22 protein-coding genes are annotated in these 18,612 nt (G+C 76.4%); 9 read left to right on the top strand and 13 right to left on the bottom strand.

The genetic code is table 11. The features are described from left to right. Nucleotides 1-3: 3 nt before the first annotated feature. The 3 genes from AC3WUG_RS08430 to AC3WUG_RS08440 all read right to left on the bottom strand — a co-directional run bounded on the left by AC3WUG_RS08430 (nucleotide 4) and on the right by AC3WUG_RS08440 (nucleotide 2,528). Nucleotides 4-1,218, bottom strand: coding sequence for a Fic family protein (locus AC3WUG_RS08430; protein ID WP_492327272.1), 1,215 nt, complete (start codon nucleotides 1,216-1,218; stop codon nucleotides 4-6). Nucleotides 1,219-1,344: 126 nt separating this feature from the next. Further along, on the bottom strand, nucleotides 1,345-1,932 hold the full coding sequence (locus AC3WUG_RS08435) for a DUF2238 domain-containing protein (RefSeq protein WP_492327273.1): 588 nt from the start codon (nucleotides 1,930-1,932) through the stop codon (nucleotides 1,345-1,347). Continuing rightward, nucleotides 1,929-2,528, bottom strand: a complete 600-nt coding sequence (locus AC3WUG_RS08440; RefSeq protein WP_492327274.1) for a DUF2231 domain-containing protein — start codon at nucleotides 2,526-2,528, stop codon at nucleotides 1,929-1,931. Before AC3WUG_RS08440 ends, AC3WUG_RS08435 begins: the two co-directional genes overlap by 4 nt. A gap of 341 nt (nucleotides 2,529-2,869) precedes the next feature. Here AC3WUG_RS08440 and AC3WUG_RS08445 point away from each other — a divergent pair, with 341 nt between their 5' ends. The 3 genes from AC3WUG_RS08445 to AC3WUG_RS08455 are packed head-to-tail and all read left to right on the top strand — an operon-like array spanning nucleotide 2,870 to nucleotide 4,349. Further along, complete coding sequence (locus AC3WUG_RS08445) at nucleotides 2,870-3,466, top strand: hypothetical protein (protein ID WP_492327275.1); 597 nt, start codon at nucleotides 2,870-2,872, stop codon at nucleotides 3,464-3,466. A gap of 53 nt (nucleotides 3,467-3,519) precedes the next feature. Further along, nucleotides 3,520-3,894, top strand: coding sequence for an ArsR/SmtB family transcription factor (locus tag AC3WUG_RS08450; RefSeq protein WP_492327276.1), 375 nt, complete (start codon nucleotides 3,520-3,522; stop codon nucleotides 3,892-3,894). After that, complete coding sequence (locus AC3WUG_RS08455; RefSeq protein WP_492327277.1) at nucleotides 3,891-4,349, top strand: SRPBCC family protein; 459 nt, start codon at nucleotides 3,891-3,893, stop codon at nucleotides 4,347-4,349. Before AC3WUG_RS08450 ends, AC3WUG_RS08455 begins: the two co-directional genes overlap by 4 nt. 45 nt (nucleotides 4,350-4,394) lie before the next feature. Here the strand turns inward: AC3WUG_RS08455 and AC3WUG_RS08460 are convergent, their stop codons facing one another. Further along, complete coding sequence (locus tag AC3WUG_RS08460) at nucleotides 4,395-5,003, bottom strand: TetR/AcrR family transcriptional regulator (RefSeq protein WP_218705349.1); 609 nt, start codon at nucleotides 5,001-5,003, stop codon at nucleotides 4,395-4,397. A gap of 188 nt (nucleotides 5,004-5,191) precedes the next feature. Between AC3WUG_RS08460 and AC3WUG_RS08465 the strand changes: the two genes are divergently transcribed. The 3 genes from AC3WUG_RS08465 (at nucleotide 5,192) to AC3WUG_RS08475 (ending at nucleotide 6,396) form a co-directional block, all read left to right on the top strand. Then, nucleotides 5,192-5,539, top strand: a complete 348-nt coding sequence (locus AC3WUG_RS08465) for a VOC family protein (RefSeq protein WP_492327278.1) — start codon at nucleotides 5,192-5,194, stop codon at nucleotides 5,537-5,539. A 146-nt stretch (nucleotides 5,540-5,685) separates the two neighbouring features. Beyond that, nucleotides 5,686-6,006, top strand: coding sequence for a hypothetical protein (locus AC3WUG_RS08470; RefSeq protein ID WP_492327279.1), 321 nt, complete (start codon nucleotides 5,686-5,688; stop codon nucleotides 6,004-6,006). A gap of 120 nt (nucleotides 6,007-6,126) precedes the next feature. Then, entirely contained in the window at nucleotides 6,127-6,396 is a 270-nt protein-coding gene (locus tag AC3WUG_RS08475) for a GlsB/YeaQ/YmgE family stress response membrane protein (protein ID WP_492327280.1), read from the top strand. A gap of 169 nt (nucleotides 6,397-6,565) precedes the next feature. Here AC3WUG_RS08475 and AC3WUG_RS08480 read toward each other — a convergent pair whose 3' ends face one another. Next, nucleotides 6,566-6,850 carry an adhesin gene (locus tag AC3WUG_RS08480; protein ID WP_217615461.1) on the bottom strand — a complete coding sequence of 95 codons (285 nt, stop codon included), beginning with the start codon at nucleotides 6,848-6,850 and terminating at the stop codon, nucleotides 6,566-6,568. Nucleotides 6,851-7,120: 270 nt separating this feature from the next. Next, the gene (locus AC3WUG_RS08485; protein WP_492327281.1) at nucleotides 7,121-8,953 is read right to left on the bottom strand and encodes a mechanosensitive ion channel family protein; all 1,833 of its coding nucleotides are present in this window, start codon (nucleotides 8,951-8,953) and stop codon (nucleotides 7,121-7,123) included. A gap of 204 nt (nucleotides 8,954-9,157) precedes the next feature. On the opposite strand from AC3WUG_RS08485, the gene AC3WUG_RS08490 reads away from it, so the two are divergent. Together AC3WUG_RS08490 and surE are read left to right on the top strand one after the other, a co-directional pair. Further along, the gene (locus AC3WUG_RS08490) at nucleotides 9,158-10,171 is read left to right on the top strand and encodes a 1-phosphofructokinase family hexose kinase (RefSeq protein ID WP_492327282.1); all 1,014 of its coding nucleotides are present in this window, start codon (nucleotides 9,158-9,160) and stop codon (nucleotides 10,169-10,171) included. Between the two features lie 75 nt (nucleotides 10,172-10,246). Next, nucleotides 10,247-11,026 carry a 5'/3'-nucleotidase SurE gene (gene surE / locus AC3WUG_RS08495; protein ID WP_492327283.1) on the top strand — a complete coding sequence of 260 codons (780 nt, stop codon included), beginning with the start codon at nucleotides 10,247-10,249 and terminating at the stop codon, nucleotides 11,024-11,026. A 9-nt stretch (nucleotides 11,027-11,035) separates the two neighbouring features. Here surE and AC3WUG_RS08500 read toward each other — a convergent pair whose 3' ends face one another. Genes AC3WUG_RS08500 through AC3WUG_RS08525 form a run of 6 tightly spaced genes read right to left on the bottom strand, consistent with a single transcriptional unit; the run spans nucleotide 11,036 to nucleotide 16,400 of the window. Then, on the bottom strand, nucleotides 11,036-11,908 hold the full coding sequence (locus tag AC3WUG_RS08500; RefSeq protein ID WP_492327284.1) for a prenyltransferase: 873 nt from the start codon (nucleotides 11,906-11,908) through the stop codon (nucleotides 11,036-11,038). Next, nucleotides 11,905-12,240: a lycopene cyclase domain-containing protein gene (locus tag AC3WUG_RS08505; RefSeq protein ID WP_492327285.1), complete on the bottom strand. Its 336-nt coding sequence runs from the start codon at nucleotides 12,238-12,240 to the stop codon at nucleotides 11,905-11,907. Before AC3WUG_RS08505 ends, AC3WUG_RS08500 begins: the two co-directional genes overlap by 4 nt. Further along, nucleotides 12,237-12,602 carry a lycopene cyclase domain-containing protein gene (locus AC3WUG_RS08510; protein WP_492327286.1) on the bottom strand — a complete coding sequence of 122 codons (366 nt, stop codon included), beginning with the start codon at nucleotides 12,600-12,602 and terminating at the stop codon, nucleotides 12,237-12,239. Before AC3WUG_RS08510 ends, AC3WUG_RS08505 begins: the two co-directional genes overlap by 4 nt. Beyond that, nucleotides 12,599-14,275: a phytoene desaturase family protein gene (crtI, locus tag AC3WUG_RS08515; RefSeq protein WP_492327287.1), complete on the bottom strand. Its 1,677-nt coding sequence runs from the start codon at nucleotides 14,273-14,275 to the stop codon at nucleotides 12,599-12,601. Before crtI ends, AC3WUG_RS08510 begins: the two co-directional genes overlap by 4 nt. Beyond that, nucleotides 14,272-15,240, bottom strand: a complete 969-nt coding sequence (locus tag AC3WUG_RS08520; protein WP_492327288.1) for a phytoene/squalene synthase family protein — start codon at nucleotides 15,238-15,240, stop codon at nucleotides 14,272-14,274. Before AC3WUG_RS08520 ends, crtI begins: the two co-directional genes overlap by 4 nt. Further along, entirely contained in the window at nucleotides 15,237-16,400 is a 1,164-nt protein-coding gene (locus AC3WUG_RS08525) for a polyprenyl synthetase family protein (RefSeq protein ID WP_492327289.1), read from the bottom strand. Before AC3WUG_RS08525 ends, AC3WUG_RS08520 begins: the two co-directional genes overlap by 4 nt. 297 nt (nucleotides 16,401-16,697) lie before the next feature. On the opposite strand from AC3WUG_RS08525, the gene galE reads away from it, so the two are divergent. Then, nucleotides 16,698-17,660, top strand: coding sequence for a UDP-glucose 4-epimerase GalE (gene galE / locus AC3WUG_RS08530; protein WP_492327290.1), 963 nt, complete (start codon nucleotides 16,698-16,700; stop codon nucleotides 17,658-17,660). Nucleotides 17,661-17,666: 6 nt separating this feature from the next. Here galE and AC3WUG_RS08535 read toward each other — a convergent pair whose 3' ends face one another. Beyond that, nucleotides 17,667-18,599: an LLM class flavin-dependent oxidoreductase gene (locus AC3WUG_RS08535; RefSeq protein ID WP_492327291.1), complete on the bottom strand. Its 933-nt coding sequence runs from the start codon at nucleotides 18,597-18,599 to the stop codon at nucleotides 17,667-17,669. Nucleotides 18,600-18,612 lie beyond the last annotated feature (13 nt).

The raw sequence follows: 18,612 nt of genomic DNA on the forward strand, positions 1-18,612 counted from the left end.
CGCTCACCCGTCCCGGAGCCGGTCCACCATGAGGTCGGCCTCGTCCAGCACCTCGCCGGCCGCCCAGGTCATGTCGCGGCGGGACTCGGTGATCGGGCGCAGCACGTCCTCCTCGACCAGCCTCTCGACGGCCGCGTAGGCCCGGGCGGACGAGACCCCGGTCAGGCGCATCACGTCGGAGGCGTCCACCACCGGACGGCTCACGAGCAGCGGCAGCAGGGTGGCGACCGCCGACCCGGCGCGCGGGCGTACGCGCGCCTGCCACTCGCCGGGGAGCGCCAGCAGCCGCTGCGCGGACACCTCGGCGGCCGCGACCGCCCGCGACGCCGCGTCGGCGAGGTACGCGGCGAACGGCTCGACGTCACCGTCGCGGTAGCCGTTCACCAGCGCGAAGTAGTGCTCGCGGTCCGCGACGATGGCGGAGGCCACCGGGACGGCCATCTCCCGTGTCGCGCCGCGGAACCGCCACACCGCGTTGATGAGGGAGCGGCCGAGACGCCCGTTGCCGTCGGTGAACGGGTGGATCGACTCGAACTGCGCGTGCACGACCGCCGCCTGCACGACGGGGTCGAGATCGGTCCGGCGGGCGAACCGGATGAGGTCGTCCATCAGCCCCGGGACACGAGCGGGTGCGGGCGGCACGTGCACCGCGCCTCGCGGCGAGCGGTTCGAGCCGCCGATCCAGTTCTGCACCGTCCGGAGCCGACCCGCGTCCCACTTCTCGTGCGGGTCGTCCGCCATGAGCGGCCGGTGCGCGGCCAGCACGTCGTCCAGCACGATCCCGCCGCCTGCGCGTTCCACGAGGAGCGCGAGCCCGTCGATGGCCCCCTTCACGGTCCGGGCGGTGCGCGGTGCACGGATGCCGTACTGCGCGCGCGCCAGCTGGTCGACCGTCGTGAGCTCCTCCTCGATCTGCGAGGAGGCGATGGCCTCCGTGCGGAGCAGGAACGGCTCCAACGCCGCGACCTGGTCCGCGTGGGCGTGCTCCAGGACCCCGATCTCGACCTGGGCGCGGCGCGCGGCCTCCAGGAGCGTGCGCGACGGCCGGAGGTCGACATCGGCGATCAGCGGGGGGACCGATGCCCGGTACTCGTCGATCTCCGTCCGCCGAGAGGACCGCGACGTCCACGGCAGGACCTCGGACCCGTGCGGCGGCACGCGGGCGCCGGCCGCGTCGTTCGACGCGGCCGTCGGCGCGTGCTGCGCACCCTGGGTCATCGGGCTCCTGAGCGAGAAGAGGTTCGCCGCTATTCTCGCTTATCGTCGTAAGCGAGAACAAGCGGTCCGCTGTTCTCGCTTACCGCCCCGGCGGATCGGCTCGGCGCGTCGTCGAGACGGCCGGCGTCAGCCCCGCCTCCCGGCCGCGACGCCCGCCCCGACCAGCGCCAGCCCCGCGGCCAGCGAGCCGAGCCCGCCGAGGGCCATGTCGCCGATCGTGTCCCGGTACCCCACGTGGATCGACGCGTCGATGTACGTGTTCCCGAGGTACTCGCCCACCTCCCACAGCACGCTGAGCCCGAGCCCGAGCGCCGTCGTCACGCCGACCGAGCCCACGCGCGTGCGCCGGGCCGCCGGCAGGACCGGGTCGACGACGGCCCCCGTGGCGCGCGCGACCACGAGGTGCGCGACGGCGGCGATCAGGCCGGTGACGACCAGGTGCATGACGACGTCGAGCCACGAGATGCGCTGGTAGAGGTCGAGCGCCCCCGCCCAGCCGGCGGCGAGCAGCCCGATGCCGTACGCCGCGTCGAGCCGCGGGTCGGCGCGGACGGCCGGGGGCACCACCAGACCGGCGAGCACGAGCAGCAGGAGCGCCGCCCCCACCGGGCCGTCGACGACCGCCGCGGCGACCACGCTCAGGGCGCCGAGCACGCGCACGACACCGCCGGGGCCGCGCAGCAGCAGCGCGGCGGCCGAGCGCCGCGCGGTCACGCGGTCGCGTCGGCCGCCGTGCCCTCGCGGCCCTCCGGCTCGGCCGGGCCGGACGCCGACGTGGGCGGCGAGCCGAGCCGGGACGCCATGTGCCCGCCGAGGTAGCCGCTGGCGCCGAGGACGCCGCCCGCGCCCAGCGCGACCGCGACGCCGAGCCCGCGGCGCCCGCCACGGCGCAGCAGCCACGACGTGCCGTACAGGCCGAGCGCGATGTTGTTGAGGAACCCGTGCACGGTCCCGACCCGGAGCGTCCTCCGGTCGGAGACCGCCCAGTCCGCGAGGCCGGTGACCGCGGCCGGCACGGCGGCCAGGATGCCGAGGCCGAGCAGCCGGTCGGCGGCGCGGCGGCGGCCGTCCCCACCGCCCGGCGTCAGGTCGAGCACGGTCGCGCTCGCCCAGAAGCCGATCGGCACGTCCGTGAGCAGCGGGTGCGCGGCGTGGCCCAGCGGCCGGCCGTGCAGCAGCGACGCGAGCCGCGGGCTGGTCCGCAGCGCCTTGAGGACGACGGGCTGCACCCGGTCGACCGCCTCGTCCAGGGCGGTGGCGCGCTCCAGGCGCCGGGTCGCGGTCAGCAGGGGGCTCTCGTCGGCGTGCACGGCGTCTCCTCGTCGGCCGGGGGCGGGGCGTCCAGGTCCCGAGCATCGCCCCGCCGCGCCGGTCCCGCACGGCGGGGACGTCCCGGGTGCGGCCCCGGGTGCGCCCCGGGGGACGCCGACGCATGCTGGAGGTCGCGTCGGGCACCGGCGCCGCCGCCCGCCGCACAGCCGCTCGCCGGTGCGCACGACGGAGGGATCTCCACGATGTCCGCCTCCACCCCCGCCGCCCGCACGACGCCGACGACGGTGCGCACCTGAACCGCGCGCACGGGGCCTCGCGCCCCGCCGGGACTGCGCCGGCGGTCGACGCCGCCGGCGCAGTCCTGCGCGCGCTCGTCGGCGTGGTCGACCGCGTCCGGCCGTCCCCGCGGCCGCTGCACCCGCGCGGTGTCGTCCGGCACGGCACCCTGCTCGTCGACGACACCGACGCCCCCGGCGCCCGCGAGCTCGGCGCGCCGCTGGTGGTCCCCGCGGTCGCCCGGGTGTCGCGGGCCGCCGGCCTGCCCGCCCCGCTCCCCGACGTGTTCGGCGTCGCGGTGCGGTGGGAGGTCGGCGGGCGGACCCACGACCTGCTGCTGTCCGCGACCGGGCTGGGCCCGGTGAGCCGGTTCGTCCTCGTGCCCCGCCGTCGGCCGCTCACCGGCCCGCACGGGACGCTGATGCCGTTCCTCGACGCCGGCGGCCGGGCGCTGCTGGTCGCCGCGGTGCCCGCACCCGGCGCACCGCGGGACGGGGGCGTCGACCTGCTGCTGCTCTCGGCGCGCCCGGGCGGCCGCTGGCAGCGCCTCGGCCGGCTGGTGTGCCCGGCACGCCCGGTCGACGGCGACGACCCGGGGCTGCGGTTCGACCCGGTGCTGCACGTCCCCGGGGACCTGCGGGTCCCGGGCTGGGCCGCGCGGCTGCGGCTGCCGTCGTACCGCCGCGCCCGCGCGGGCTGAGCCGCCGGCGAAGGGGATTGTGCACCGATCGGTTCAGCGTTATGGTGAACCGCATGGTTCAGCAACAGCGCCTGGACGAGGTGTTCGCCGCCCTGTCCGACGCGACCCGGCGCGACGTCCTCGTGCGCCTCGGCGACGGCCCCGCGACCATCGGGCAGCTCGCCGAGCCGTACGGCATCACCCTCACCGGCATGACGAAGCACGTGCGGGTGCTCGAGGACGCGGGCCTGGTCGTCACCGAGAAGGTCGGGCGCGCCCGGCAGTGCCGCCTCGGGACGGAGCGCCTGGACGACGCGATGTCCTGGATCGGGTTCTACCAGCGGCTCTGGGAGCGCCGGCTGGACGGGCTCGAGGCCTTCTTCACCCTGCAGCGCGGGCACGCCGACGAGGCGGCCCGCCGGACGCGACCGGAAGGACCCACGCCATGACCACCGACGCCACCGACCTCGAGCTCCGCGCCCAGCGCGTCCTGCCCGCCACCCCGGACGAGGTCTTCGACGCCTACACCGACGCCGAGAAGCAGCGCACCTGGTTCGCGATCCTCGACACCGAGCCGGGGATCGTCGAGATCGAGGTCGACCTGCGGGTCGGCGGGCAGCAGACCGCGGTCTGGGGCCCGAGCCGCGACGAGCTGTTCCGCGAGACCCAGACGTTCCTGGAGATCGACCGCCCGCACCGCCTGGTCACCGACTCGGTCGGCAGCAGCCCGGACGGCGCGACGATGGCGACGCGCGTGGTCGTCACGTTCGAGGCCGTCGACGGCGGCACGCTGATGAGCGTCGTGCAGAGCGGCTTCCCGACGCCCGAGATCCGGGACTTCTTCGCCGAGCACGCCTGGGTGGGCGCGTTCGACCGGATCGGCGCGTACCTGTCCCGCGCCTGAGCCGCCGGGCCGAGAGCGACGACGGCGCCCGCCCCGGGGACGACCTCAGGGGCGGGCGTCGCCCGCGCCGTAGCGCAGCCCGTCGACGACCAGGTCGAGCAGCCCCCGCACGCGCTCGGCCCACCGGTCGGAGTCGGGCACGTTCCACACGCCGCCCATCGCGAGCATCACCTGCTCGCCGTCGACGTCGGGCCGCACCGAGCCGTCCGCGCGGCCGGCCGCGAGCAGCTCGTCGATCGCGGCGATGATCCCCGCTTTCGTGTCGGCGAACAGCGACGAGTCCGAGCCCACCGCCGTGCGCAGCGCCGCACCCATCCCCCGCTTGGTGGCGGCATACCGGACGAACCGGCCCATCCAGTCGCGCAGCGCCTCCACCGCGGGGCGGTCGTCGTCCAGCAGCGCCGGCGCGGCGTCGCACAGGGCGCTGACCTCCTGGCGGTAGGCCGCCTCGACCAGCGCGCTGCGCTCCGGGAAGTGCCGGTAGAGCGTGCCGATGCCCACGCCGGCCTGCTGGGCGATGGACTCCAGCGGGGCGTCGCCGTCCTCGGCCAGCGCGGTCGCGGCGCACTCCAGCAGCCGGGCTCGGTTGCGCGCGGCGTCGGCGCGCAGCGGCCGCGGTGCGGGGCGCTCGGCGGGGGCGGACGGGGTGGTCACGGAACTGCTCCTCGGGATTGCTCTTGCGATGCGGAGGATCCTCCGGTTAGAGTCGAACGCGAAACGGAGGCACCTCCGTTCCAGGGTACGCCGCTTCCGACGCCCGGTCACCTCCCCGCCCCGCGGGGGGCCGGGCACCGTCGACGCCGGCCCGCGAACCCGCACCACGACCACCCCAGGAGGCCCCGATGGCCAGCACCTTCCACGGCGTGACGTTCGACGCCTACGACGCCCAGGCCGTCGCCCGGTTCTGGGGCGCCGCGCTCGGCCGGGACGTCGCCCCCGGCGCCAGCCCCGAGCACGCCGAGCTGCTCGACCACACCGGCGCACCGCGCCTCGTCTTCGACCGCGTGCCCTCCGGCGGCGTGGTGCGCAACGCCCTGCACCTCGACCTCGTCACCACCGACCTCGAGTCCGAGTCCGAGCGGCTCGTCCGCCTCGGCGCGCGCCGGGTCGGCGCCGTCGGCGGCACCGCCCGGTGGGTCAACCTCACGGACCCCGAGGGCAACGCCTTCGCCCTGCTCCCCGCCGCCTGAGGCCCCGCCGCGCCGCCACCCGGACGGGTGACGGCGCGGTCTCGACGGGCGCGCATGTCGCATTCGCCCTAGTTTTCGGCGTGCCGCCCCGATGGCGGCCGGATCTGCGCACGACCCGCGCCGAGAACGAGACAGGGGACACAGCCATGACGCACCCGTACGGTCAGGACCCGCACCAGCCCGCCTCGACCCCGCCGGCGGCCCCGCCCGCAGGCGCGGCCGGCTACGGCACGCCCGCCCCGGCCGGCGCGAGCACCGGCACCCCGGTGCTGTCGATCATCACGTTCGTCCTGTCGGCGATCGCGATCCTGTTCCTGCCGATCGTGTTCGGCCTCGCCGGCATCGTCACCGGCATCGTGGCCGTCGTCCGCAAGGAGCGCCTCGGCAAGATCGCGTTGATCGTCGCGGTCGTCGCGACCATCATCGGCTTCGCGCTCGGCGCGCTCGTCGTGAGCCAGATGTCCTGACGACCACCCGCCGGGCGCGGCGCGGACCCCTCACCAGCGGGCCCGCGCGCGTTCCGGATGCGGACCGCGACCACCCGTGTCACGGTTCTCTCCGTCCGAACGAGACGTTGGAGGTGCCAGATGGGATTCTTCGCTTTCCTGCTGCTGGGTCTGATCGCGGGGGCTATCGCGAAGGCGATCCTGCCGGGGCGTCAGGCCGGTGGCTGGTTCGTGACGCTGCTCCTGGGAGTGGTCGGGGCGCTGCTGGGCGGCTGGCTGGGCAGCGTGCTGTTCGACCGTCCGCTCGAGGACTTCTTCTCGATCCAGACGTGGCTGCTCGCCATCGGGGGCTCGATCGTCGTGCTGCTGATCTACGGCGCGCTGACCGGCCGCAAGGGCGCTCGCGCCTGACGCACGGCCGGCCGTGACCCGGTCCGGCGACGGTGGGAGACCGTCGCCGGACCGTTGCCGGGCACCAGCCCCGGACGGTGGGAGACCGCCCGGGGCGCCCGGCACGACGAGGGCCCGCACATCCGCACCAAGCGGCTGCGCGGGCCCTCGCTGTGCGCCCGGGGAGTGGTCAGCCCTGGGGCGCCAGGGTGAAGCCCGGGGCGCCGGTCGCCGACGGGTCGGCGTCGAGCGTGAGGTCCGCGAGCGCCGTCGACGTCTCCGGGGAGACGAACACGGTCGCACCGTCGGAGTCGATGACGTCGTCGCCCGGCACGGCCTCCGGGACGAGCGCGAGCTCGAACGAGCCGAGCTGCTGCTGGGACTCGGCGATGCGCAGACCGCCCGAGTCGGGGAGCCCCGCGCGGGTGGTGAGGTCGCGGACGGCGGTGCTGGCGTTCTCGGTCAGGGTGAGCACACGTGCTCCTCTCGTGGCCGGTGGCGGTCGTGACGCCGGGGCGCCGCGACCATCGGACCCTTCCACCGTCGGCGGGTCCGCGGCGGGACGCAACCGCGCGTCCGCTGGGCAAGACCGTGCGCGTCCGCTGCTCGGAGCCCGCTGGACACCCGCGCCGCGATCCCGCACCCTCCTCCCCCTGGACGCCCGCGCGGCGGCGCCGACCACGCAGAAGATGCGGGGTTCGAGCCTCTCGAACCCCGCATCTTCTGCGATCTCGGCGAGCCCGCGTCAACGGGTGGGGCGGTCCCGCGGGTCGATCGGGGCGCTGCGCACCGAGCGGCGGGTCGGGGGCGCGGGGGTGTCGCCCGACGGGGGCTCCGCGTCCGCGCCCGGCGCTGCCGTCGCGGGGTCGGCAGGGGCGGCGGGGTCCGCCGGGACGACGGGCTGGACCTGGGTCTCGCCGGTGTCGCCGGTGTCGCCGGTGTCGCCGGTGTCTCCGGACGGACGCTCCGCGCCGTAGGCGGGCAGGATCATCGTGCCGGAGTCCTGGCCCGGCTCGGTCCGGGCGGGGCGCACCTCCGCCGACGGGGAGGCGGGCGTCGTCGCGGTCGCGGTCGCGGGCTCCGCGGCCGGCGGCACCGACGCCGGTGCCGTGACCCCGATCGCCCCGGTCGCCCCCGCGGCCGCGGCGCCGGTCTCGGCCCCGGACGCCGGTGCGACCGGCACCGCGTCACCCGGGGCACCCGAGACCGCCAGCGGCACCGCGTCCGTCCCGGGCGCCGGCACGACGCCGACCTTCCGCCCGCCGGACGACCGACCCGCGGTGCCCTCGGCCTCCTGCCGGGCCTCCGCGGCGTGCTCCTCGCGCTCGGCGATCACGTCCTCCCCCGGTCCGGCGAACGACCCGGCGCGCTGCATCGCCTCGACGCTCCCGGTGAACAGCCGGGCGTCGAGCTGCCCGGTCTCGGCCGGCGGCTCCACGATCGCGTGCGCGCCGGTCCGCGGCCGGCGGGGCTCCGCGGGCGCGGGCTCGGCGACCGGCAGCGGCGCGCCCCTCGTCGTCTCGATGCGGGTGCGCGGCAGGCCCTGCGGGGCGTTCCGCTGCAGGTAGGAGACCAGCCCCTCGCGCAGGTAGCAGCGCAGGTCGAACAGTGTCGGGGCGTCGACGGCGCTCGCCAGCGCGCGCAGCCGGACGACCCCGCCGACCGCGTCGGTGACCTGGAGGATGCCGACGCGGTGGTCCCACAGGTCGGTGTCGGCGAGCAGCCGGTTGAGCTCGGCGCGCAGCTCGTCCACCGGCACCTGCCAGTCGACGTCGATCTCGACGGTGCCGAGCAGCTCGGCGGCGCGGCGGGTCCAGTTCTCGAACGGGGTCTGCGTGAAGTAGGTCGACGGCAGGATGAGCCGGCGGTCGTCCCAGATGTGCACGACCACGTAGGTGAGGGTGATCTCCTCGATCCGGCCCCACTGGTCCTCGACGATCACGACGTCGTCCACCCGGATGCCGTCGGTGAACGCGATCTGCAGGCCGGCGAACACGTTCGCCAGGGAGCTCTGCGCCGCGAGACCGGCGACCACCGACAGCAGACCGGCGGACGCCAGCAGGCTGGCGCCGAACGCCGAGACGCCCGGGAAGGTCAGCAGCACCGCGGCGACGCCGACGACGACCAGCACCGCGACGGTGATCCGCCGCAGCAGCTGGACCTGGGTGCGCACCCGGCGCGCGTGCCGGTTGTCCTTCACGTCGACCCGGTAGCGCTGCAGCGCGAGGTCCTCCACGACGAACGCCAGGGTCCCGACGAGCCAGGTCGCCGCGGCGATCAGCGCGATGAGCAGCACGTGCCCGATCGCCCGCATCCACGAGCTCTGCCAGTCGGCGTCCGGCACGGAGATGGCCAGCGCCACCCACACCGCGATGACGATGAGCACCGCCCGCAGCGGCCGCCTGGACCGGCGGGCCAGGTCGGCGGCGAGGGCGGACTTCTTGGCGACGGTGCGGACCAGGGCGCCGATCAGCACCGCGACCAGGAGGGCCACCACGACGGCGCCGGCCACCCAGAGCACGGGGACCAGCACGTCGCGGGCGGTGTCGACGGCCTCGTCGGTCGTCGCGGCGGGCACGGAGAGCGGTGTTGCTGCACGGATCACGCGAGCCATCGAACACGCCCGGCCGCGCGGTCACCACCCGGGGCCGGGCGCTCCGCCGAGCCTGCGCACGACCTGCACACCGTGCGGCGCCGCCCGGGCCGCCGCCCGCTCCGGTCGCACCGCGCGTCGCCGCACGTCAGCATGGGTCGGGACGACCCCGAGCCCAGGAGGACGCCCGTGCCGACCAGCCGCAACCCGCGCGTGTGCGTGCTCGCCCCGACCCCGATCCTCACGGTGACGCTGGAGACCGGCTCCGACGACGAGAGCCCCGAGCTGCACGTGCACTCCGGCGGCCAGGGCCTGTGGGTGGCGCGGATGGCGTACTCGCTCGGGGCGGACGTCGTGGTGTGCGGGCCGTTCGGCGGCGAGACCGGCACCGTGCTCGGGCACCTCGCGGAGACGGAGAACCTGCGGGTGCGGCGGGTGTCCTACGCCGGCGGCAACGGCGCCTACCTGCACGACCGCCGCGGCGGGGAGCGCACCGAGCTCGCGTTCATGCCGCCCGCGCGGCTGGACCGGCACGAGATCGACGACCTCTACGGCACGATCCTCGTCGAGGCGCTGGACGCCGACGTGTGCGTGATCACCGGCGCCTACCCGTCTCCGCTGCTGCCGGCGACGTTCTTCGGCCGGCTGATCGGCGACCTGCGCGCCGCGGGCGTGAAGACCGTCGCGGACCTCTCGGGCAAGGCCGCCGTCGAGGCCGCGAGGGCCGGCGTCGACGTGCTCAAGATGTCGCACGAGGAGCTCCTCGAGGCCGGGCTCGCCGAGGACGGCTCGGTGGACTCGCTCCGCGAGGGCGCCCGGCGGCTGCTGCGCCCGGACCCGGGGCTGCCCGAGGGCCACGGGGACGAGTTCCCCGACGACCCGATCGACGTCGACGCCGAGGCCCCCGGGCAGGTGGGCGCGATGGTGGTGTCCCGCGCCGCCGACCCGGCGCTGCTGGTGACGGCGTCGGGCGTCTCGGAGGTCGTGGCGCCGTCGGTGACGACGGTCGACCACCGCGGCGCCGGCGACTCGATGACCGCGGGCATGGCCGTCGGCGTCGGGCGTGGGCTGCGGCTGACCGAGGCGGCGCGGCTCGGCGCGGCGGCCGGGGCGCTGAACGTCACGCGCCGCGGGCTCGGGACCGGGCACCGGGAGCAGATCGAGCGGTTCGCCGAGCAGATCGTGGTGCGGGAGGTCGGCTGACCGCCGGCCCGACGACCGAGGACCGACGACCGAGGACCGACGACCCCGGCGCCGCCGGGACGAGGAGGAGCGACGATGCGCGTCCTGGTGACGAACGACGACGGGATCGAGTCCGAGGGGCTGGCGGTGCTGGCGCGGGCGGCGCTCGCCGCCGGCGCGGACGAGGTGGTGGTCGCGGCGCCCGCCCGGGACTCCTCCGGCGCGAGCGCGTCGCTGCTCGGCGCCGAGCACGACGGGCGCCTGGTCGTCGACCGGAAGGACGCGCCGGACCTGCCGCCGGGCGTCGACTCGTACGCCGTCCGGGCGGCACCGGCGCTGATCGCGTTCGTCGCCGCGCACGGCGGGTTCGGCCCGAAGCCGGACCTGGTGCTCTCCGGCGTGAACCGCGGCGCCAACACCGGCCACGCGGTGCTGCACTCCGGCACGGTCGGTGCCGCGCTGTCGGCGGCCACGCACGGGATCCGCGGGCTCGCGGTGTCGCTCGGCGACGCCCGGCCGCGGCACTGGGCCACCGCCGAGGCGTACACCACCCACGTGCTCCGCTGGATGCTGGACCGGCCGCGGCAGCCGGACAGGGTGCTGAACCTGAACGTCCCCGACCGGCCGCTCGCCGAGGTGCGCGGCCTGCGCCGGGCGCCGCTCGCCGCGTTCGGCGCGGTGCAGGCGCGGGTGCACGAGGTCGAGCACGGCAACCTCATGCTCACGTACTCGGAGCTGGCGGCGTCGCAGGAGTCGGAGACCGACGCGGGTCTGCTGCTGCGCGGGTGGGCGACGGTGACGCTGCTGCACGCCCCGGCGTTCGAGGCGGACGCGCCCCTCCCGGAGCTGCACGCGCCGCTGGGGACCGGGGACTGACCCGCCGGCTCAGGTGGTGAGCGCGATCGCGATCAGCAGCATCGTCACCAGGAACCCGACGACGAGGTTGAGCCACAGGAACGTTCGCCACCCGGCGTTCGCCCGCTCGCAGTCCTCGTCCCGCACCGACCAGAACCGCGCGGTGCTCGCGGCGTACACGAGCGGCAGCACGGCGGCGAGCCACCCCGGCCACGGCAGCACCAGCAGCACGACGGCGGCCAGGACGTACGCACCCGTCGCGAGCACGACGGTCGCGTGCGCGCCGAGCACCGTCGCGACGGAGCCGATCCCGCCCTCGCGGTCGGCCCGCACGTCCTGCACGGCGCCGAACGCGTGCGACGCCATGCCCCACAGCACGAACGCCACCAGCACCGGCCACACCGACCGGGACCCGAGGTCGGCGCCGACGAGCACCAGCGCGTAGAGCAGCGGACCGACGAAGTGCATCGCGGACGTCGCCGAGTCGAGGACCGGGCGCTCCTTGAACCGCAGCACCGGCGCCGAGTACGCGACGACCAGGAACACCACCAGCAGCAGCGTCAGCCCGGCCGCCAGGGACCCGACCACCAGGAGGTAGACCAGGAACGGCAGCACCGACAGCGCGCTCGCCCACAGGATCCGCCGGTGCACCACCCGCGCCACGGCCGGGTCGGCGAGCGCCCCCTCGATGCCGCCCTTGCGCGGGTTCTGCAGGTCGGAGGCGTAGTCGAAGACGTCGTTCACGCCGTACATCAGCAGGTTGTACGGGATCAGGAAGAACAGCGTCCCGACCACGAACGTGAGGTCGACCCGGCCCTCGGTCGCCAGCAGGTAGCCGGCGGCGAACGGGTAGGCGGTGTTGATCCACGAGAACGGCCGCGAGGCCGCGAGCACCTGCCTCACGCGCGGCCCTCCGGGGTCCTGGCGCCGGGCGCCGACGCGCGCGCCGCGGACCGGCGCTCCAGCACGGTCCACAGCACCGGCATCGCCAGCGCGGCGACGACGGCGTAGAAGAAGTCCTCCAGCGGAGCCCCCCAGAGGTAGACGCCGAGGATCTTGTCCTCGTCGAAGACGTACAGGTCGGCGGCGATCATCAGGGTGTCGAACACCAGGGTCAGCGCGCACAGCACGAGCGCCGCGCCGGCGACGGGGCCGAGGCGCATCCCGCGCAGCACGCGCCAGGAGACCGCGACGACCGCCGCGAGCACGATCGCGTTCAGCACGATGTTGGTCACCGGGCCGCCTCCCCCGCGGCACCGGCCGGGCCCGCGGCCCGCGACCGCCGCCACGCCAGCGCCCGGTCGATCCCGCGCCACGCCAGCAGCGCGTTGTAGCAGAGCAGCGTGAGGAACACCGCCTCCTCGACCGGGAGGTCGGGCGCCAGCAGCAGGCCGGTCATGTGCGGGCTCTCGCCGCGCGCGAAGATGCCGAGCAGCAGCCCGGCGACGTCCCAGAGCAGGAAGCCGACGACGCCGGTCCCGACGCACAGCGCCGCGCGCCGCGGGGCGTCCCAGAACGCGAGGCGCCACCGGCGGTCGATCATGGCGAGGCCCCCCAGCGCGAGCAGCAGCGCGCCGAGGTAGGCGAACCGGATCACCGCGCCCCCGCCGGGACGGCCTCGGTCCACGCCCCGCGCCGCCGGGCGGCGTCGAGGTACCCGCTGCGCAGCGGCGCCGGCAGCGGGCTCGGCGAGGTCTCGCCGAGCAGGCGCTTGGCGACGAGCTCGGCGCTGATCAGGCACATCGGCAGCCCGACGCCGGGCACGGTGCCGCCGCCGACGTGCAGCAGGTTCGGCACCCGCGGCGACCGGTCGCCGGGCCGGAACATCGCGCTCTGCCGGAGCGTGTGCTCCATCCCGAGCGCGGTCCCGCGCCACGCGGAGAAGTCGCGGGCGAAGTCCGCGGGGCCGACGACCTTCCGGGTGACGACCCGGGCGCGCAGGTCCGGCACGCCGGCCCAGCGCGCGACCTGGTCGAGGTACCGGTCGGCGTACGAGTCCAGCTCCGCGGCCCCGGCGGGCCCGGCGCCGATCGACGCGTCCGCGGGGAACGGCACCAGCACGAACAGGTTCTCGTGGCCCTCCGGCGCGGCGGACGGGTCCGTGGCCGTGGTGCGCGAGACGTACAGCGAGGCGGAGTCCGGGACCCGGAGGTCCTCCGGCCGCGACGACCGCCCGGGGCCGAGGATCGCGTCGAAGTTGCCCGGCCAGTCGCGCGTGAAGAACAGCGAGTGGTGCGCCAGCTCGGGCAGCTCGCCGCGCACGCCCGCCATGACCAGCAGCGCCGAGATGCCGGGCCCCCGGTCCTGCCACCAGGCCTCCGGCAGCGTGCGGTGCTCGGGCGCCAGCAGCGCGGTCTCGGTGTGGAACAGGTCGGCGCCGGACACCACGACGTCTGCGGGGACGACCTCGCCGGACGCCAGGCGCACGCCCCGGGCCACGCCCGTGCGCCGCGGGTGCCGGGGCGAGCGCGCCGCGCCGTCGACCTCGACCGCGACGACGTCGGCCCCGGTCCGGATCGTCACGCCCTCCTTGACGGCGAGCCGCTCGATCGCCTCGATGAGCGTGTACATGCCGCCGCGCGGGTACCGGACGCCGTCGACGAGGTCGAGGTGGCTCATCAGCGAGTACAGCGCGGGCACGCGGTACGGCGACGAGCCGAGGAACACCGCGTGGTAGCCGAGCACCTGGCGCAGCACCGGGTGGTCCGTGGTCGCGGCGACCTTGTCGGCGAGCGACCGGGTCAGCAGCGACGCCAGCGTCCCGGAGCGCCGCGCGACGTCGGCGGTGATCGCGCGGTCCGGCCGCTCGAAGGTCGTGTAGAGGAAGTGGTCCAGCGCCGTGCGGTACGCGTCGGTCGACTCCGCCGTGTACCGGCGGAACGCCTCGCCCGCGCCGGGCTCCATGGCCTCGAAGGTCGCCCAGTTCGCCTCGGGGTCGCCGACGACGTCGAACGGCTGGGACGCCGCGCCCGGGCCCGCCGCCGCGTCGGGCTCGGGGAACAGCCGGTACGCCGGGTCCAGCCGCACGAGGTCGACGTGGTCCTCGACGCGCTCGCCGAGCAGCGCGAAGAAGTGGTCGAACACCTCCGGCATGAAGTACCAGGACGGCCCGGTGTCGAACCGGAACCCGTCCTGCTCCCAGGTGCCGGTGCGGCCGCCGACGCGGTCGTGCCGCTCCAGCAGCGTGACGTCCGCGCCGCCCCGCGCGAGCAGGGCCGCGGTCGCGAGGCCGCCGATCCCGCCGCCGACCACGACCACCCGACCCGTCACGCCGCACCTCCGTCGTCTCGTCCGTCGTCCTGCACCGTCGCGCCACCGCGCCCGCCCCCGCGCCCGCCGCGCGACCGCGCCGCGTCCGCCGCCTCGCCCGCCAGCGTCCGGGCCAGCACCGCCAGCTTCCGCGGCGTGCTCACCCGCACCCGCGTCGCCAGCACCCGCTCGGGGGGCGTCGCGGCCAGGTCGGCCAGCAGCGTGTCGTACAGCGCCAGCGTCGCCGACACGGCTGCGCGCGCCCGCCGGGGCAGCCGCGGGAGCGCCGCGCGCGCCCGCGCCAGGTCGGCGCCGATCTCGTCCAGGATGGCCGCGAGCTGGGCGTCGGTCGGCCCCTCGGGCCCGACGCCGGGGAAGTACAGCCGGCCCAGCTCGCCGGAGTCGGCGCCGAGGTCGCGCAGGAAGTTGATCTTCTGGAACGCGGCGCCGAGCGCCCGCGCGCCGTCGACCGTGGGCGCGTCGGGACGGCGCACCGGCTCGCCCGGCGCGCGGTCCGCGTTGAGGAACACCTGCAGGCACATGAGGCCGACCACCTCGGCCGAGCCGTAGACGTACCGGAGGTAGGACTCCCGGTCGTGCACCCGGACGGTGAGGTCGGCGCGCATGGACGCGAAGAACGGGTCGACCTCGGCCGCGCCGATCCCGGTGCGGCGCGCGGTGCGGGCGAACGCGTGCACCACGAGGTTCGTCGAGTACCCCGACGCCATCGCCCGGGCGGTCTGCGCCTCGAGCTCGTCGAGCAGCGCCGCCGCGTCGTCGCCGCCGCGGGTGTCCACCACCTCGTCGGCGATCCGGACCAGGGCGTACACGGCCTCGATGTCCCGGCGGGCGCGCGGGCCGAGCAGCCGGGTGCCGAGCCCGAACGACGTCGAGTACCCCGCGAGCACGGCGCGGCTGGCCCGGGCGGCGGTGCGGTCGTACAGCGCGGCCGACGCGTCCCGGACGGGCGGGCGCGTGGCGGTCACGCCGTCGCCCCGGCGACGGTGTCGAGCAGGTCGGTCAGGTAGCGGGCCAGGGGCTCGGGCAGCCCCTCGGTCGCGGTGGTCCGCGCGGTCCGCACGACGTCCGCCCGCACCAGCCGCGCCTCGTGCAGCGCGCCGGACGCGGCGATGACCTCGCGCACCCGGGCGGCGTCCGCCTCGGTCAGGTCCGGGCGCCCCACGGCGTCGTCCAGCACCGCGCGGTGCCCGGCGTCGGCCCGCAGGTACGCGAGCCGGAGCAGCTCGGTGCGCTTGCCCTCGCGGAGGTCGGACAGCACGGACTTGCCGGTGACCCGCGGGTCGCCGAAGACGCCGAGCTCGTCGTCGAGGAGCTGGAACGCCACGCCGAACGCGGTGCCGAACCGGTCGAGCACGCCGAGCACCGCGTCGTCCGCCCCGGCGAGCACGGCGCCCGCGCCGAGCGGACCGCAGCACGAGTAGACGGCCGTCTTGAGCTCCGCGACCCGCAGGGCGTCCACCGCCGTCGGGCCGTGCAGCGCGCCGGTGACGTCCAGCAGCTCGCCCGCCACGGTGGTGTCGACCGCGCGGGCCAGCGACCGGACCACGCGCAGCGCGACCTCGGGGGGCACGGGCGCCGAGGCGGCCAGGTCGAAGGCGGCCGCGATCGCGACGTCCCCGCCGAGCAGGCCCGCGGCCAGCACCGGGTCGTCCGCCGCGGGCCCGTGCACCCCGCGGGCGGCGAGCCGGCTGCGGGCGGTCCCGGTGACGTTCGGCCGCCCGCGGCGGGTGTCGTCGTGGTCGAGCACGTCGTCGTGCACCAGCATCGCGGTGTGCAGCATCTCCTGCGCGGCGGCCACGGGGGCGACGGCGGCCAGGTCGGTCCCGCCGAGGCCGAGGTAGGCGGCGACGGTCAGCCGCGGGCGCATGAGCCGGCCGCCGCCGAGCTGGTCGCCGACCGCGCGCCACAGCGCCGCGTGCTCGACGGCGAGCTCCCGCGCGCGGGAGCGGCGGGCGGCCACGTCGTCGACCAGGAGCAGCCGGACGGCGGCGAGGCCGTCCTCGACGCGCGCGGCCAGGTCGGGCGGCAGGTCCGTAGGCGTGTGCGCGCGGGCGCGCGCGTGCGACGACGGCGCGTCGGCCACCAGACCGCCGCCCGCGTCCGCTCGGGTGCGGGCACTGCGCACGCGACCTCCCCTGGGCTCGAGTAGATGCTCAGCATACTGAGCATCTGGCACGCCGCCACCGGACGCCGACCACGCCGCCCGACCCGGCGCCGACCCGGCGTCCCGGCCGCCGCGCGCCTGCCTGCGTGCACTCTGCCTCATCGCGCGCGCGAGCGCACCACCCACGGCCGGGTGGCCGCCGAGGAGCCGCGCCGGGGAGCCGCAGCCCGCGCAGCACCGGCACGCCCACCCACCAGAAACGATCGCGATCGATCAGGAAGCACCACGACCGCCCGCGGGCCGGGCTACGCTGGACCCATGACGACGTGGCTGGTCACCGGAGGCGCGGGGTACATCGGATCGCACGTGGTGCGGGCGTTCGGGCAGGTGGGGATGCGCGCGGTCGTGCTGGACGACCTGTCCTCGGGGCACCGGGAGTTCGTCCCGGACGACGTGCCGTTCGTCCAGGGCTCGATCCTCGACACCGGGCTGGTCACCGCCGCGCTCCGCGAGCACGCCGTCACCGGTGTCGTGCACCTCGCCGGCTTCAAGTACGCCGGCGTCTCGGTGCAGCGCCCGCTGCACACCTACGAGCAGAACGTCACCGGCACCGCCCACCTGCTCGAGGCGATGGCCGCCGCGGACGTCCGGCGGATCGTGTTCTCGTCCAGCGCCGCCGTTTACGGCACCCCCGACGTCGACCTGGTCACCGAGGACACCCCGACCGCGCCCGAGTCGCCCTACGGCGAGTCGAAGCTGATCGGCGAGTGGCTGCTCCGGGACCAGGGCCGGGCGACCGACCTCGCGCACACCTCGCTGCGCTACTTCAACGTCGTCGGGTCGGGCACGCCCGAGCTGTCCGACACCAGCCCGCACAACCTGTTCCCGCTCGTGCTGGACGCGCTCGCCGCGGGCCGCACCCCGCGGATCAACGGCGACGACTACGACACCCCCGACGGCACCTGCGTGCGCGACTACGTGCACGTCGCCGACCTGGCCACCTCGCACGTCGCCGCGGCGCGCGCGCTGGACGAGGGCCGGGAGCTGCAGCGCGTCTACAACCTCGGCTCCGGCGACGGCGTCTCCGTGCGGGAGATCATGTCCGCGATGACCGAGGGCACGGGCATCGCGTTCGAGCCCGAGGTCGCCCCGCGGCGCCCGGGCGACCCGGCGCGGATCGTCGCGTCGGGCGAGGCCGCGGCCCGCGACCTCGACTGGGTCATGCGGCACACGCTGACCGAGATGGTCGCCAGCGCGTGGGAGGCGCGGCAGGCCCGCTGACCGCCGTCAGCGGCCGAGCCGGGACAGCCCCTCGGTCAGCACGTCCTCGGACCCCGCGTAGATCCCCTCGGCGCGGGGCCAGTGCACGACCACGTCCGTGAACCCGAGGTCCGCCGCGCGCTCGACGCCCTCGACCAGCGTCGCGGCGGACTCCAGGGAGAACACGGGCGCGCCGTCGAGGTTGAGGTACAGGTCCGGCACCCGGCCGCCGGGCGCGAGCCGGCCGGCGATCTCGCGCAGCTGGTCCACCTGCTCGGCGAGCCCGGCCCACCACGCCTCCTGGGCGGCCGCGGGGGACGCGGGCTCCCCGTCGGGCGCGAACACCGGCCCGTAGGTGGCCCAGCCCTGCCCGTACCGGGCGGCCAGCGCCATCGTGCGCGGGCCGCCCGCGGCGACGACGAACGGGGTGCGGGGGCGCGCGATCGTGCCCGGGTGCATCCGGGCGCCGTGCGCCTCGTAGAACGTGCCCTCGTGGTCCGTCACCGGGTGGGTGAGCAGCCGGTCCAGCAGCTCGACGAACTCCTCGAACCGCCGGGTGCGCTCCCCGCGGCTCGGCGCCGGGCCGAGCACGCCGGCGTCGAAGCCCTCGCCGCCCGCCCCCAGCCCGAGCAGGAACCGGCCGCCGGCGACGTCGTCCAGGCCCATGACGTCCTTGGCGAACGGCACCGGGTGCCGGAAGTTCGGCGACGCCACCCAGGTGCCGAGCCGGATCCGCTCGGTGACGGCGGCCGCCGCCGCGAGCAGCGGGACCGTGGCGAACCACGGCTCGTCGGCCAGCGTCCGCCACGCCAGGTGGTCGTACGTCCAGGCGTGGTCGAAGCCGAGGTCCTCGGCGCGCCGCCAGGTGTGCCGCGCCTCCGCCCAGCGCTGCTGGGGCAGGAGCACGACGCCGAGGCGCGGGCTGGCGGGGCGGGCGGCGTGGGTCGTCTCGGCGGTCACGCCCCCGAGCGTA

The sequence above is a fragment of the Cellulomonas sp. EB106-03-03-XG116 genome, from assembly GCF_058792015.1.

Coding starts and splice junctions, on each gene's coding strand:
- surE (WP_492327283.1), top strand. CDS start 10,247: ATGCGCGTCCTGGTGACGAACGACGACGGGATCGAGTCCGAGGGGCTG.
- galE (WP_492327290.1), top strand. CDS start 16,698: ATGACGACGTGGCTGGTCACCGGAGGCGCGGGGTACATCGGATCGCAC.
- AC3WUG_RS08450 (WP_492327276.1), top strand. CDS start 3,520: ATGGTTCAGCAACAGCGCCTGGACGAGGTGTTCGCCGCCCTGTCCGAC.
- AC3WUG_RS08455 (WP_492327277.1), top strand. CDS start 3,891: ATGACCACCGACGCCACCGACCTCGAGCTCCGCGCCCAGCGCGTCCTG.
- AC3WUG_RS08470 (WP_492327279.1), top strand. CDS start 5,686: ATGACGCACCCGTACGGTCAGGACCCGCACCAGCCCGCCTCGACCCCG.
- AC3WUG_RS08475 (WP_492327280.1), top strand. CDS start 6,127: ATGGGATTCTTCGCTTTCCTGCTGCTGGGTCTGATCGCGGGGGCTATC.
- AC3WUG_RS08465 (WP_492327278.1), top strand. CDS start 5,192: ATGGCCAGCACCTTCCACGGCGTGACGTTCGACGCCTACGACGCCCAG.
- AC3WUG_RS08430 (WP_492327272.1), bottom strand. CDS start 1,218: ATGACCCAGGGTGCGCAGCACGCGCCGACGGCCGCGTCGAACGACGCG.